The 14,413-nt window shown below is 67.7% G+C and carries 15 protein-coding genes; 4 read left to right on the forward strand and 11 right to left on the reverse strand.

Going from position 1 to position 14,413, the window contains the following annotated elements; translation table 11 throughout:
- Positions 1–215: 215 nt before the first annotated feature.
- The 11 genes from DWQ67_RS10665 to DWQ67_RS10715 form a co-directional block, all read right to left on the reverse strand.
- Positions 216–818, reverse strand: coding sequence for an Asp23/Gls24 family envelope stress response protein (locus tag DWQ67_RS10665; RefSeq protein ID WP_121485592.1), 603 nt, complete (start codon positions 816–818; stop codon positions 216–218).
- Positions 815–1,390 carry a DUF6286 domain-containing protein gene (locus tag DWQ67_RS10670; RefSeq protein ID WP_121485593.1) on the reverse strand — a complete coding sequence of 192 codons (576 nt, stop codon included), beginning with the start codon at positions 1,388–1,390 and terminating at the stop codon, positions 815–817. Before DWQ67_RS10670 ends, DWQ67_RS10665 begins: the two co-directional genes overlap by 4 nt.
- Positions 1,387–1,779 carry an Asp23/Gls24 family envelope stress response protein gene (locus DWQ67_RS10675; RefSeq protein ID WP_121485594.1) on the reverse strand — a complete coding sequence of 131 codons (393 nt, stop codon included), beginning with the start codon at positions 1,777–1,779 and terminating at the stop codon, positions 1,387–1,389. Before DWQ67_RS10675 ends, DWQ67_RS10670 begins: the two co-directional genes overlap by 4 nt.
- Positions 1,776–2,051 (reverse strand): DUF2273 domain-containing protein, encoded by a 276-nt coding sequence (locus DWQ67_RS10680; RefSeq protein WP_199712693.1) that lies wholly within the window; start codon positions 2,049–2,051, stop codon positions 1,776–1,778. Before DWQ67_RS10680 ends, DWQ67_RS10675 begins: the two co-directional genes overlap by 4 nt.
- Positions 2,026–2,664, reverse strand: coding sequence for an Asp23/Gls24 family envelope stress response protein (locus tag DWQ67_RS10685; RefSeq protein ID WP_233556054.1), 639 nt, complete (start codon positions 2,662–2,664; stop codon positions 2,026–2,028). The genes DWQ67_RS10680 and DWQ67_RS10685 overlap by 26 nt, the downstream gene beginning before the upstream one ends.
- 259 nt (positions 2,665–2,923) lie before the next feature.
- Entirely contained in the window at positions 2,924–3,190 is a 267-nt protein-coding gene (locus DWQ67_RS10690; protein WP_121485595.1) for a GlsB/YeaQ/YmgE family stress response membrane protein, read from the reverse strand.
- A 532-nt stretch (positions 3,191–3,722) separates the two neighbouring features.
- Complete coding sequence (locus tag DWQ67_RS10695; protein ID WP_233556055.1) at positions 3,723–4,541, reverse strand: ABC transporter permease; 819 nt, start codon at positions 4,539–4,541, stop codon at positions 3,723–3,725.
- 47 nt (positions 4,542–4,588) lie between these two features.
- Positions 4,589–5,527 carry an ABC transporter permease gene (locus tag DWQ67_RS10700; RefSeq protein WP_121485596.1) on the reverse strand — a complete coding sequence of 313 codons (939 nt, stop codon included), beginning with the start codon at positions 5,525–5,527 and terminating at the stop codon, positions 4,589–4,591.
- Complete coding sequence (locus DWQ67_RS10705) at positions 5,527–7,269, reverse strand: ABC transporter substrate-binding protein (RefSeq protein ID WP_233556056.1); 1,743 nt, start codon at positions 7,267–7,269, stop codon at positions 5,527–5,529. Before DWQ67_RS10705 ends, DWQ67_RS10700 begins: the two co-directional genes overlap by 1 nt.
- 175 nt (positions 7,270–7,444) lie before the next feature.
- Positions 7,445–10,486, reverse strand: coding sequence for an alpha/beta fold hydrolase (locus tag DWQ67_RS10710; RefSeq protein WP_233556057.1), 3,042 nt, complete (start codon positions 10,484–10,486; stop codon positions 7,445–7,447).
- Between the two features lie 181 nt (positions 10,487–10,667).
- A complete protein-coding gene (locus tag DWQ67_RS10715) occupies positions 10,668–11,669 on the reverse strand; it encodes a YdcF family protein (RefSeq protein ID WP_233556058.1) in 1,002 nt (333 codons plus the stop codon).
- A 172-nt stretch (positions 11,670–11,841) separates the two neighbouring features.
- On the opposite strand from DWQ67_RS10715, the gene DWQ67_RS10720 reads away from it, so the two are divergent.
- From DWQ67_RS10720 to DWQ67_RS10735, 4 genes are all read left to right on the forward strand, one after another.
- Positions 11,842–12,858 carry an ADP-ribosylglycohydrolase family protein gene (locus tag DWQ67_RS10720; protein WP_121485598.1) on the forward strand — a complete coding sequence of 339 codons (1,017 nt, stop codon included), beginning with the start codon at positions 11,842–11,844 and terminating at the stop codon, positions 12,856–12,858.
- A gap of 66 nt (positions 12,859–12,924) precedes the next feature.
- Positions 12,925–13,503, forward strand: coding sequence for a hypothetical protein (locus DWQ67_RS10725; protein ID WP_147433678.1), 579 nt, complete (start codon positions 12,925–12,927; stop codon positions 13,501–13,503).
- The gene (locus DWQ67_RS10730) at positions 13,500–13,889 is read left to right on the forward strand and encodes a hypothetical protein (protein WP_121485600.1); all 390 of its coding nucleotides are present in this window, start codon (positions 13,500–13,502) and stop codon (positions 13,887–13,889) included. The genes DWQ67_RS10725 and DWQ67_RS10730 overlap by 4 nt, the downstream gene beginning before the upstream one ends.
- Before the next feature lie 50 nt (positions 13,890–13,939).
- Complete coding sequence (locus tag DWQ67_RS10735) at positions 13,940–14,221, forward strand: hypothetical protein (RefSeq protein WP_121485601.1); 282 nt, start codon at positions 13,940–13,942, stop codon at positions 14,219–14,221.
- Positions 14,222–14,413 lie beyond the last annotated feature (192 nt).

Genomic DNA, 14,413 nt, shown 5'->3' on the forward strand with positions numbered 1-14,413 from the left:
AAGCCCGCTTTCTTGCCCGACGACGCTTGGTCGCCACCCCGACTCGGCCGGCGGACGGACGGCGGTCGGGTCGGGCGGCGGCCTGCGGACGAACCGGACGAACGGACGGGAACGGGAACGACGAAGCGGGCTTATCGCCGACAAGCAGGGTTCAAGCCCGCTTCTCGTCGATAAGCCCGCTTCCGGACCCCAAGAGCCCCTCAGGTCAGCTCAGGTCAGGCCCGCTCGGGACTAAGTTCTAGGTCCGCGTTGGGCTTGACCTTGTCCGGCCTGGTCCCCACGTATTCCACGTTGACCTGCGTCAGGGGCGCGCCGAGCATGGCTTCGGCCGGGCGAATCACCTCTGTCACGAGGGATTCACGCACCGCCTCAAAGTCCTCTTCGGGACGGACCGTGAAGCGGGCTACCATCCCTGGCTTGTCCCGCGAACCGGTCAGCCGCACACGAGCGGACTCGATGCCCGCCTGGTCCTGCGCGCTGCGTTCAAGCTCCTGCGCCAGCACCCCGGAGTCCATCCGGCTCACTGACGACCCATCGGCAAAGCGGTATTCCACGGGCTTGGCGCGTCGTGGCAGCAGCGACAGTAGCCACCACAGCCCCAGGACCACACCCAGTCCGCCGGCCACGGCCAACGCAATGGACCAGCCATTGACCCACGGAGAATCCACGAGCACCAGGTCCCCCGCGGCCGGAGCCTGGCTCCAGAGCGGGCGCGCCTGCCCAAGGGAGAGCAGCGCCAAGGCGGCGGCCACCACCAGAAGCAGCACCGCCGTCACCACCAGCAGGACTCGCTGGCGCACACCATGCGTTGCGATCATGCCGATTCCCCTTCCACGTCCACGGTCACCGACACCTTGGTGCGGCGGCCCAGCGGCAGCCGGTCCACGGCTGCCTGCGCCGCTGCGGTGGCCTGCTTGCCCAGCGCGTCACGATCCCGCAAGGGGGTGCGCACGCTGGCCCGCACGGCTCCGGCGCGGCTGCGCGCGGAGGCCTGGTGAACGCCGTCGACCTGCTGCAGAGCAGACTCGACATACGCGGAAAGCGCCCCCAGCGTGAGGGTCTCCTCCGCACCGTCCGCCAGGGCGGGGGTCACCAGCTGGTTGTGCCTGCGCCCGGGAACCAGGACACAAAGCAACAGCACGACGCCGATCAGCGCCAGTGCCCCGGCGGCCCACAGAACCGCCGTGTCCTGCCAGCGGAGGGAGCGTAAGGCCGTGACCCAGGAGCCGACGGGCTCCTGCCACGTGCCCGTGCTCAGCCGCGCGATCGCGGCCCAGCTCACCAGCCCGCCGGCCACGAGCAGCACCAGCGCCACGAGGGCGTTGGGGACAACCCGGGAGGGCCTGCGGTAGAAGAAGTGACGGGGATGGCGTCCAGATGTTTTGCTCATCGCAGTTCCTTCCCCTTGTGGCTGTTCTTCTTGTGATCTTCCCTGTCCTGATGCACCCAGGTGATGCTCACGTCCACCTGGCGCACGCTCAGGCCGGTGAGGGTCTCCACGCGCTCGGTGATGTGTGTGCGCGCGGCGCTCAGCGTGGATTCGATTGGCTCACCGAAACGCACGCCGAGTTCTAGTCGCAGCACCACGGCCCGGCCAAAGACCTCGGCCTTAGCCTGGGGGCGGGCCCCAAAGTTGCCCTTGGATCCCATGCCCAAAAAGCCGCCGGCGCCTGCCCCAATTCCCCGGGCCTCGAGGGCCGCCTGTCCGGCGATCTTGGAGATGACCTCCACCGGCAGATGGGTGCGTCCGGGCAGGTCGGTGCGCCCCGGCGCGCTCATCGGCGCCGGCTGGCCAGGAACTCGCCCAGGTCCACCCGGTTCTCCAGCACCCAGCCCACTGCTGCGCCAATCACGGTCAACAGCAGCACCACCAGGAACTGCCAGAAGGAGCCAAAGGCGATGACCAGGCCGGCCACCAAGCCAATCAGCAGACCCCAACGGGTTGCCCCGTTGCGGAACAGGGACGCTCCGGGAGCCTTGCCCGGCCGACCCGGCTCATCGCCGTCCGGCGCTGAAGAGCCCCACTCAGCGAAGTTGCGCGGCGGCGTCATCGTTGCTCTCCTCGTCGTCCTCGCTCGGCAGGTGCACGTCTGACACGTCGATGTTGACCTCAACGACGTCCAGGCCGGTCATCTGGCTCACGCGATCAATGATGTTGGCGCGGATGCCGTCCGCGACCTCAACGATGGAGAAGCCGTACTCCACCACGATGGTCAGGTCGATCGATGCCTGCACCACGCCCTTCTTCACGCTGACGCCGGACGGGCCGGCGGTGGCGCTGCGGGAGATCTTGCCGGCGATGTTGCTGAAGGTGCGCTGCGTGGACGTGCCCATGGCGTAGACGCCCGGAACCTCGCGGGCGGCGATCTCTGCGATCTTCTCCACCACGCGGTCCTCAATGCTGGTATCGCCGTGCTCGGTCTGCAGCGGGCCCTCCGGCACGCGCTCCACGACCTCCTGCTTGCTCTCAGCCTTCTCCATACGCGCCAGCTCTTCCCCGGTGAGCTTCACGGGGTTGCCGGAGCCGTTCTTGGCCGGGGCGCTTGCGGGGGTGGCAGCCTGGGCGTCATGACCCTGGCCGCTGGCCTGGGCGTTGCCCTGGCCGTTGTTTCCCTGGCTGCTGCCCTGGTTGTTGTTGGAGTTATTGGCGTTGGCGTTTGCCACGATCGGGTCCCTTTCGGTCGTAGAACTGCTTCTGCTGTGATCAATGGGCCAGGTTTCCCGGCCCATCGCTTCCCGGCGGAATGCCGGTCATCAGCCGCCGCAGGCTGGGCCTGCGGCGGCTGGAAGACGCTGGGGGGCGAGCCCTAGTGGACCCGCCCCGGCGGTGGAACGCGGTGGCGCTCACGCCGCTAGCTGGTGCCTCTGGCGTAGAGGCTGTGCCCCTCGATGAGAGGCGTTGCCCCGCGAACGGGGCGGTGGGTCAGGCGTTTTTGCGGCTCTTGCCGGTGATCAGCGAGAAGACCCACACGACGATGACGGAGCCGATGATGGCTGCGAGCCAGGTCCACAGGGAGAAGAAGTTCTCCATGGCCTTGCCTCCGGTCATGGCGTCCACGATCCAACCACCGACGACGCCGCCGATCAGGCCACAGATGAGGGTGGCGATCCAGCCCATGCCCTTGCCAACGATGGCCTTGCCAATAGCGCCGCCAATGAAACCAATGACGATCCAAGCGATGAAGCCCATTTTTCTGTCCTCTGTTAGGTGAAAATGATGATGCCAGCCACTGGTGTCGCGGCTGAGATTTGTGTGGATGCGAGGCCTGCCCGGTTGACGGGTAGCTCGCTTGCGAGGATCGGGGTCTGCCCGGAGCCTGTCGCCAACACTGCGGTCGGTGACGATCGGGTCTGTGGACTGCGCTTTTCGCGTAGCCCGCCCTCGCCAGGCGATCAATCAAAAGACTGACGGAGGGGTTATTCAAACCCGGCTGTCGTGCCAGTTCCTGATCCTGCGCACGTCATTCGCCGTTTAGGCTGCCCGTTGCGCTAGGCCTATGAATGGAAGGAAGCGGGCCTTCGCTCGCCCTTCCGTAGCCTCAAGGTGTAGTAATCCCCCGTGCATCCATACCTCCGGTTGTCCCTTTGATTGGTCGCTTGCCACTCATTGGACACTAGCGCAACTGATATTCATTCGCAACTAATAACCGGTGACTCATGTGCTAACTGTCCCGGATTCACTGGCACCAGAAGCGCAAACACCCAGCGGCGGCGCCAGGCACTCAGCCCCGAGGATCCCCGGCTCCCAGCCGGTCCCTCAGCCCGTCCCCCAAGAGGTTCAGGCCCAGCACGGTGATGGCGATGGCCAGGCCGGGCCAGAGCGTCAGCAGGGGTTGCAGGGAGAGGAACTGTTGGGACTCGTGCAGCATGCGCCCCCACGACGGATCCGGCGCGGGGGTGCCCAGACCCAGGTAGCTCAGCGCCGCCTCCGCCAGCACGGCCAGGGAAAAGGTCACGGTGCACTGCACCAGTACCAAGCCGGCAAGATTGGGCAGCACGTGCTTGACCCCAATGACCCAGGAATTCAGCCCGGTGATCCGGGCGGCGGCGATGTAGTCCTGCTGCATGATCCGCAAGGTGGCCGCCCTGGCCACGCGGGCAAAGCCGGGCACCGAGCCCAGCCCAATCGCGATCATGGCGGAGACGGTGCCGGCGCCAAAGACGGCGGCAAAGACGATGGCCAGCAACAGCGCCGGGAACGCCAGCAGCAGGTCGGAGAAGCGCAGGATCAGCTCCTCCACCCACCCGCGGCGCATCGCGGCCATGATCCCCAATGGCGTGCCGATGAGCAGGGCGATCCCCACGGCCACAAAGCCCACCAGCAGCGCCACCTGGGACCCAGCCATGAGGATGGAGAGCACGTCCCGGCCCAGCTTGTCTGTTCCGAGCCAGTGTTCACCCGTGGTCCCGAGCAGCCGCTGGCTGGAGTCCGCAGCCACAGGATCAAAGGGGGTCCAGACCAGGGACACGAGCGCCGTCAGCACCACCAGCGCGCTCAGCGCCATCCCCAGCCACAGGGAGAGGGAGCGGGGGCGCCTCACGCGCCGAGCCTCCGGCGCAGCGGCCGCTGGCCGCGCCTGGGGGCGCCTCACGCGCGTGTCCTGGGGTCAATGACGGTGTGCAGCAGGTCCACACACAGATTGAGTACAACGGTGATGAGCACCAGCACCATCACGATCCCCTGCACGCTCACCATGTCTCGCCCGGCCACGGCCTCCACCAGCAGGGACCCCACACCGGGCACATCAAACACGGACTCGATCACCACGGCCCCCACCAGCAGGGCAGAGAGCTGCACCCCGGTCACCGTCAGCACCGGCACGGCGGCGTTGCGCAGCCCGTGCCGCACCAGCGCCTGCCCCCGCGTGAGCCCCTTAGAGCGGGCCTCCACGATGTAGTCCTGGCCAATCACCTCAAGCATCGCTTCCCTCACATACCGCGTCAGAATCGCCGCCTGCACGGCGGTCAGCGCCAGCACCGGCAGCACCAGGTGGGCCAGGAACGCGGCGGGGTCATCCGCCGGCACCACCCAGCCAGAGGGCGGCAGCCAGCCCAATCCAAGGGACAGCCCCAGCACCAGCAGCACGCCGGCCAGAAAGCCCGGGACGGCCATCAGCATTTGGGACCCCACGGTGATGACTAGGCCATCCACCGACCTGCGCCGCAGCGCGGCCCACGTCCCCAGCACGGTCGCGATCAGCAGCGCCAGCGCGATGGACGGCAGCGCCAGCCACAGCGTCACGGCCGTCCGGTCCAGCACCACGGCGCTCATCTCCTGGCCACTGACAAAACTGGTCCCAAAGTGACCGGTCAGCAGCCCGCCCATCCACTCGAGGTACTGCACCACCAGCGGCCGGTCCAGCCCAAACCGCTCGCGCGTGGCCTGGACCAGCTCAGGCGTGGCATCCACGCCGAGCGCCACCTGCGCCGGGTCGCCGGGCACCAGGCGCAGCAGCACAAAAATCAGCACGGACGCGGCGCACAGCGTCACGAGCGTGCGCGCCACCAGCAGGAGAGGCGTGCGCATCAGGCGCCCTCACCGCCCGACGACGCTGGGTTGCCCGACGCCGCATCGTCACCAAAGCGCGCGGCATCACCAGAGCGCGCGGCGCGCTCAGACCGCGCGGAGTTGCCCGACGCCGCCGCGTCACCGGAGCGCGCGGCGTCGCCCTGCTGCCCCGTTTTGGTCAGCCGCGTCAGATCCAGCGCGGTGGTGGGCGCGTTGACGGGCATCCCGCTCACATCCGCGCGCATCACGTTGAGGTTGGGCAACAGGAACAGGGTGTCCGCCACCGCGTCATCCACCACGGCGCGGCGCACCACCTTCTTCATGTTTGCGGCGTAGCTGGCGTCATCCCCGGCGTCCGCTTGGGCGGCGAGCTCGCTGATCCGGGACGAGTCATAGCCCAGGTAATACCCCTTGGAGAGCAGGGAAAGCAGGTCTCGCGGCTCCACATGGGCAATCACGGAAAGCTGATAGTCGTGTTTGGTCAGCACCTGGTCAAGCCATACCGCGGGGAATTCCTGCTGCTTGATTTTGACGTTCAGTCCCACCTTCTTCAGGTCAGAGACCACCACTTGCGCCGCGGCGACCGCGTACGGCAGATCCGGCACGGAGAAGGTAATGGTGGACCCGTCAACCCCGGCCTGCTTCAGGAGCTCCCTGGCCTTGGCCGGATCGTGGGGATAGGCGTTGTTCAGGTCCTCGTAATACGGATCCGTGGGCGGCACAGGTGCACCGATCAGGCTCCCCCGCCCGGCCCAGGCCGAGTCCAACACGGCCTTTCGGTTCACCGCATGCAGCACCGCCCGCCGCACCCGCACGTCGTTGAGCGGCGCCTTCTGGTTGTTCATGGACATCACCACTTCGCCGGTGGTGGTGCCCTCGGTGACCTTAAAACCCGCATCCTTCTGGAAGCCGGGCAGCAGGTCCGGGGCCTGCATCCCGGCCACCACGTCCACGGCGCCGGCGCGCAGCGCATTGGTGGCGGTGGTGGGGTCAGCGTAGTAGCGCAGCGCGATCTGCGGCGCGGCGGCGGGCTGGCCCCAGTAGTGCTCCCGCCGGGTCAGCGTCAGGCTTTGGCCGGGCTTCCAACTCGTGACGGTGAAGGGCCCCGTACCCACCGCCTGGGTGGCGAGCTTGGCCGTGCCGTTCGGCGTGAATTGGGCCCCCACCAGCGTCGCCATGGTCCACAACCACGACTGCGACGGGCGGCTGAGGGTGATGGCCACGGTGTGCTCGCCGCGCACCTCCACCGCCTTGACCACGTCCATCCCGGACTTGAGGCCGTTGCTCCATGCCGCACTCTTGACGCGTTCCACGGAAAATTTGACCGATTCCGCGTTGAACGGATCGCCATTGGAGAAGGTCACGCCGGGCTGGAGCTCAAAGGTGTACACGGTGCGGGAGGAATCCACCTGCCACCCGCTGGCCAGTTGCGGCACCAGCTTGCCGTCCTCATTCACGGCGACCAGCCCCTGGTACACATTGCCCATCAGCGCCTGCGGAATGGCGGCGCCGGAGGTGGTGGTGAAGTCGAGGTTGCTTGGTGCCGCCGTCAGCGCCACGGTGAGGGATCCCGCCGGAGCCGCCCCCGCGTCGTCGCGCGCTGTGTAGCCGGCGGTGCAGGCAGAGAGCAGCAGCATGGCTGCGCTCAGCAGCGCCACCGCCAGCCCAGCCCGGGACCGCGACCGCGCCCGATACCCAGCCCGCGACCGGCTCAACCCAGCGCGGCGCTGCCTGGCGCGCGGCGGCACGGGCTGTGGCACGGGGTCTCCTAGTGAGGGCTGAGAGGGGATGAGGCATAAAAGACGTGCGGGGTGAAGCAGTCCAAGGATAGTCCGGACACACAGCGGCCCCCTCACGGGCATTTCCGTGAGGGGGCCGCTGCCGAGCCTGGGTCCCTAGCCGTGTGGCTCAGGACCGCGGCTCACCTTGTCCTGCTTAGTTCTGCTCTCCCTTGCGGCGGCGAGCCACCAGCAAGGCGCCTGCGCCGACCAGGATGGCCGCGGCGCCGCCAAAGATCCAGCCAGCGGAGTCAGAACCGGTGTTGGAGAGGTTCTCTCCGGAGTTCTGCGCTACCGGCTTGGGCTTGGGCTTGGGCTTGTGCACCACCGGGGGCTTGGGCTTGCTCGGCACTGCGGTCTTCTGGACCGTCAGCGGGCGGGAAGCCACAAAGGCACCGCGGGCGTCCTTGAGGACCACCATGTACTGACCCGGTGCCGTCTTGGCGGGAACCTGGAAGACGCCGGCGTGGTTGCCGCCGTTATCCGTGGTCATGCCTGCCACCTGAGCGTTGACCACGGCCTTGACCGCGGCGCCCTTGCCGGAGCCCGTGGTCAGGGAGACCGTGTACTTGGCCTCCGAGTCGCGGTGCAGCACGGCAAAGCCGACCTTGTCCTTGGCCTTGGCCTTGGTGGTGCTGGTGACGAAGTCCGAGTCGCGGAAGGTCTTGACCTTGCACAGATTCGGGAAGGTGACCGTGTTGCCGCGATCATCCTTGGTGGTGTCCGGGGTCTTCAGCTTGTCGCCAAAGTCCCCGTCCTTGGGCACCACGCCGGAGGTCAGGAAGTTGTTCACCGTGTCATCAACGCACTTGATCTCCGCGTTGTAGGAGGTGTGCGAGGCACCGGAGACGCTGAGCAGCGTGCCATCAATCATGCGGGCCAGCTTGGGGCCGGCCGCATACGGGGTCGCCGGGTCGTGGCTGGTGGAGACCACCAGGACGTTGGGGACCTTGGTCAGCTTCTCTGCCTGGGGCAGGGTGCCGGTGAAGTTCCAGAACTGGCAGTAGTCCGGGGTTCCCAGGGCCTGGCTTGCGGCCTGGAACGGAGCTGCCTCATCGTAGAGCTTGGCCAGCTTGCGCAGGTGCGCGTCAGGGGCCGGGTTGGCCGAGTTGTTGGCGTCCGTGCAACGGATGTTGGTGAAGGCCTGCAGCATGGGCGCGTAGTGCCCCGTCTGCGGATCGCGGTCGTTGTACTGATCCGCCAGGCTCATCATCACGGTGCCATCCGCGCCCGCTTTCAGGTCCGCCAGGCCCACGTTCAGCGTGCCCCAGAGATCCTCGGAGTACAGGGCCTGGAAGAAGCCGGTGCGGGCGTCGCCGAAGCTCAGATTGCGCTCATACGCGGTCGGGAGCCCCTCATTCACGCCGCCCGTTTCCAGGGTCTGCAGCAGCTTGGCGCTGTTGGTGGAGAGGACCTTGGGGTCCTGGCTCTGGCCAAGGGCGCACTCAAACTTGGTTCCCTGCAGCTGGGTGTCTCCCTCAAAGGAGCCATCCTTGGCAAACAGTTTTGGCCACAGTTCGCCGTAGGTCTTCTGCTTGGCCGGGTCAGCGGGGCCCTTGGCCGCGCAATCCTTGGCGAACTGCTCAAAGGTGTCCTGGAAGCCGGCACCCTGGGCGATGTTGTCCTGCTCCTCAGAGTTCACCTCAGAGTCGGCGGCCTTGGCGCCTGCCTTGGCCGCGGGAACCGGCTTGCCGTTGAGATCCTGGTAGCGGTTGGAGGAGGCGTTGAGGGACTTCAGGGCCGCGGCGGCCTTGGCGTCTCCCGGATCAACCACGCCATCTAGCACCAGGCGACCGGCGCTGGCCTGGAACTTCTGCGCGTAGACATAGCCCAGGCGCGTTCCGTAGGAGTAACCCACGTAGGAGAGCTTCTTGTCTCCCACCACGGAGCGGAGCATGTCCAGGTCGCCGACGGCGTCCCAGGTGCCCAGGTGCTTCATAAGGGTGTTGCGTGCGCCGCCGTTCAGGCCAAAGGCCTTACCGGTGTTCTCGAAGCAGTCCTTGGCGAAGCGCTTGGTGATGTCCGCCTGCTCCTTCTCCGCCGCGTCCAGGGGCTTGCCCCAGGAGTTGGTGGCGCGGTCAAGGTCCAGCTGCTCATCGGTGGAGCACTGCGAGAACGGCATGGAGCTGCCGGTGCCGCGGGGGTCAAAGCCGATCATGTCAAAATCCTTGGCCAGCTCAGGCTGGTACAGGGCGCCGACCAGGGCCAGCGTCATGCCGGAGGCACCCGGGCCGCCCGGGTTCCACATGACGGAGCCCTTGGACTTGCCGCTGGCCTTGATGCGCATCACGCCGATCGCCACATCGCCCGTGCTGGGCTTCTTGGAATCGATCGGGGCAATCATGTAGCCGCACTCGAGGGGGCGCTTCAGGGTCGGCTCATACTTCTTGGCGTAGGCGCCGTAACCCAGGGCCACGCAGTTCGCGGAGCTGAAGTCCACCTTCTGGGAGTAGTAGCTGCCCAGTCCCTTGGGGACGATGCCCGCGGACTTGCCGCCCGCCGTCGGGCCGGTGACCTTGTAGGTGCCGTTGCCGTCCTTGTCGAAGAGGTCCTTGGCGAGCTGGGGGTAGTACTTATCCAGCCCGTCCGCGCGCTCGTCCTTCTTGGCTTCCTTCTTGGCCTCTGCGGCCTTCTTCTCTGCCGCCGCCTTGTCCTGCGCGGGCGCGGTGGTGGACGGCGCTGCCGTGGCAGGTGCGCTGTTCGACGGCGCGGGGCTGGCTTCCGTACCCGGCGCGGCCGGGGCGGTGACCGTGATGGCGCCGGACTGCTTGAGCCCGCCCTCATCCACAATCTTGTACTTGCCTGCCTCAACGGACTTGGCGGGAACGTCCGCGGTGCCCTTGCCGTCGGCGCCGGCCGTGGCGCTCACCTGGGCGCCGGCCACCTCCGACTGATCGGTGACGCGCACCAGCTTGAGCTTGATCGGGGTGTTGGGGGTGGTCGTGAAGGTCACCGGGATGCTCAGGTTCGCGGAGGAGACCACGGTGGCGCCCTTGGGCAGCTCCAGCGTGGCGTCTGCGATGGCCTGAGTGGATGAGGTGCCCGGGAGCGCTGCCGACTGATCAGTCAGGGCGGGGGCGGAGGCCTGGCTGTCTTGGGAGACAGGGGCGGACGTGGCCTGGGCTGGGACGGTGCAGCCCAGTGCGAGGGTCAGGGAAGCGACGGCGGCGGTCGTAGAGAGCGCAAGCAGTCGCCTCACCCTCGAGGGGTGTTGTGAACGAGACATAGAACACACGCTATTGCACAGGTGGCTCACAGAATAGTGGGCCCGGGTGTGTGTCTGAAGAAATCTCACGGTGTGACACTGGTGTAAATACGCGGTGGCACAAGTCACGCGCGCGGAGGTGACTCCTGGCCGTGGCTGAGCGGCGCCCCGGCCGCTACTGCGCGCTGAACGCGTACAGCATCACGAGGATGGAGATGCCAAGGAAGGGCAGGCAGGCCAGGGCGTTGAGGACCTTGTGCTCGGAGAGCACAGCCACAAACTCTCGCAAAAAAGCACTGGGCCGGTAGTAGCTGGCCGTGCGGGCGCCCTGCACCTCCGCGTCAAGGTCCAGCTTGCGACCGATCAGGGCGCTGCGCAGCACGTGATAGTCGTTGGTGACCGCCACCAGCGGGCCCGTACGCCCGGCCTGCAGCTGGATGTCCCGGGCCAGGCGCAGGTTCTGCGCCGTGTTGACAGCGTGGTTCTCTGGCAGCACATCCCCCTCCGGGATGCCGGCCTGCACCAGGTACTCCGCCATGGCCGCGCCCTCCGGGCGGGTCTCGTCCGCGCCCTGCCCGCCGGAGGGGATCATGAGCGGCTTGGGATCTGTTTCCCCGTAGATCTGAACGGCGCGGTCCAGGCGGGCGCGCAGCAGCGGCGGGACCTTGCCGCCAATGAGGCGCGAACCAAGGATCACCACGGCGTCCGGCTCAAAGCGCGGCTCCATGCGCGCGTACGCCAGCGCATACACCAGGAAGACCACAAAGACGCCGCCCACGTAGGAGCTCACAAAGAAGAGGAGGAAGGCCAGGCCAAGGGCCACGGGGTTGGTGGTCCGGACCAGGGCCACGGCGATGACGGGCAGGGCAAACACCAACACCCCGGCCACCAGGGAGAGCATGTTGCCCAGGCTGCGCCCCTCCCGCCGCCACATGGTGACGCCGTTGCGGATCAGATAAAAGCCCAGCACCATCACGGCAAAGGGCATCAGCAGGATCAGGAAGAGCCAGATGTAACTAGTCCACGGCCAGAACCTGGAGAGCAGGTCAGCTACGCCGAGCAGCACCAGGAGGGCGGCCGCCACCAGGACAAAGCCGTTGCTGAGGCGGCGGCGGTCGGAGCGGCGCATCCAGAAGTACAGGGCGGCCAGGACCAGGCCAAGGAGCAGGAGGATCACCGTTTAACCGTACCGGGCGCTGCGGCGGCGGGGCGTGGGCTTGCGGGCTGATCTGCGCCGAGCCGCCATCCCCCTGCGGGCCCCCGAGGGAGCCGCCTATCCGGCGAGCGCGCCCAGTGACCCGGCTCACCACTAAGGTGGTGCCAAGCCGCCAGCACCGGATGGAGAAGCCATGCACCAGCCCAACCCCAACCCCTCCGCGGTACCGCACCCCACGGCGTCGGGCAGTGCGCCTTCCCCGGTTCCTTCCCCTGACCTCTCCCCCGCCCAGCTGGACCGCGCCCGTGGCGCGCTCCTGGCGACCGCCGCTGGCGACGCGCTGGGTGCCGGTTACGAGTTTGGGCCGCCGCTGGATGAGGGCGAGGCCGTGTTCATGAAGGGCGGCGGCGCCTTTGATTGGGAGTCCGGCGAGTGGACGGATGACACGTCCATGTTGGTGCCGATGGCGCGCGAGCTGGCCGCGGGGCACCGGCTGGAGGATGAGGCCACGTTGGATGCGATCGTGACCGCGTGGATCGGCTGGGCGCGGACCGCGCCGGATGTTGGCGCGCAGACGCGGGGCGTGCTGACGGACGCGCACACCCCCACCGCGCGGGGCGCCCGCGCCGCGGCCATCCGGCTGCATGAGCGCACGGGTCGCAGCGCAGGCAACGGGTCGCTGATGCGCACGGCGCCCGTGGCGCTGGGCTACCTGGGCGCCGGGCGCGAGGCGGAGCTGGCCGCCGCTGCGCTCTCCGTTTCTGCGTTGACGCATGCCGATGAGAGCGCCGGGGAGGCGTGCGCCATCTGGTGCCTGGCGATCCGCCACGCGGTGCTCACTGGCGAGCTGAATCTGCGGGGGCAGCTGCGGTGGCTGGCGGATGACAGGGCGGCGTTCTGGGCGCAGATACTTGACGTGGCGCAGGTGCGCCAGCCGCGGGACTTTGAGCGCAACGGCTGGGTGGTGGAGGCGCTGCAGGGCGCGTGGAGCGCCATCACGCACGGTGCCGGCTTGGTGGACACGCTGGAACGCGCGGTGCGCGGCGGGCTGGATACGGACACGGTCGCGGCGATCGCGGGCGGGTTGGCGGGGGCGGTGCACGGGGCGTCGGCTCTGCCGGCTGAGTGGATCGCCGTGTTGCACGGTTGGCCGGGGCTCGACGCCGCTGGGTTGGGTGAGTTGGCGGAGCGGGCGGTCAGGGCGCGGTAGCGTCACGACGGATGACTTGCCACCTCGCTTGACCGCCCGTGACTGCTCTTCTTCTTTGGGGGAAACATGACATATCCAGCCTGGGGCCCTCCCCCGGTGAGCGTGCAGCTGGGCGACGAGCAGTTGGGCCCGTTCCATGGTGCCGCGCTCCACAGGTGGGTGCAGACCCATCCGTCGTCGCTGAGCGGCGAAGAACGCTTGCGTGCGGAGCGGGCGCTGGCGCATCTTCAGGGAAGGCTGCGCCGCAGAGGGGCACGCCCCCGCCCCTTCCTCACCCTGTTGACCGTGCTGCTGACCTTCGTTGGTGCGCTGTGCGGCTTCGGGGCCGCCCACGTCACCCTGACCGGCCTGGAACTGGCCGGGCTCCAGAGCCGTGGGCTGGAGTATGCGTTGGAGGGCGTTTTCCGAACCGTCGTCTTCCCGCACGCGGTGGTGATCCTCTCCATCGCGGTGTTGGCCGCCACCACGCCCATGTGGGCACGGATCATCGGCATCATCGCCGGCGGCCTATCCCTCCTGTGGCTCTTTGCCTACGTCCCCTTTTTGGGCATGCTTGACCAATTCAGCGATGCGGTGCCCACCGTTTTGAACCTCGTCAGTTGCCTCATCTTCATTCTGGTGGCCATCCTGGGAGTGCGTCGGTGAACGCGCAGATTCCGCTGGGGCACGTGGTGCGCCAGCAGCTGGCCCAGCTGTGGTCTGACGCCATGGCGACGTCCGCCTCCGTGCAAGAACCCCAGAGCCAGCAGCAGCGCCTCACTGAGGAGATCGCCGCTCTCGGCCGGGCCCATGGTGTGGACCAGATGGCGCAGCCACCCGGCCGGGTGGTGCCCCTGGAGCAGCTGCGTTATGGGCTGAGCGTTCTGCGCGCGGACCTCAACGCGGTGCACTCACTGCAGAACATTGAGCAGGATCTCGAGCAGTCCCAGACTCCCGAGCCGCGGCGCACGCTGCTGTTCGCCGCCTGGCTCCTGGCCGGAGCTGGCGGAGTGATCGCGCTGGGGATCCTCCTGCTCGTCCTCATCCGCTGACGGGGGCCGCTGCGCAGCTGCGGGCGGATGCGAAAGCTTCTGAGGCTCCCTTGGCTCTGACCCAAGACATTGAGCAACTGACCCTCGTCAGCGCCGACGAAAACGAGGCCCTCCCCAAGGGCTGCATCATGACGGAGGCTGTACGGCGCTCACGGTTGGCGGAGTTACGGCCAGCCCCGGAGGCGGTAGACACACTGGCGAACATCGAAACGGACAGCGCAACTGCGTTGAAGGCCGGCCGCCCGCCCAAGGCGCTCTTCCGCGCCTGTGGCTGCGTCGTCGTCGGTAGCACCATCGTGCTCAGCATCCCGGCCGCCTACATCCTCTCGTGACGGAGTCCCGACGGCCTGGCTAGCTGGCCACGGTGACCCGAGGCCGTTCAGCGATCCCTTGGCGTCGAGCGATTCCAAGTCGGCGGCATTGCCCCGCAGTGCACGGGAGCACGGGAGCACGGGAGCACGGGAGCACGGGAGCACGGGAGCACGGGAGCACGGGAGCACGGGACATCACGTACATAAGGCATG

Source organism: Galactobacter caseinivorans, from assembly GCF_003640665.1.
Taxonomy (GTDB): domain Bacteria; phylum Actinomycetota; class Actinomycetes; order Actinomycetales; family Micrococcaceae; genus Galactobacter; species Galactobacter caseinivorans.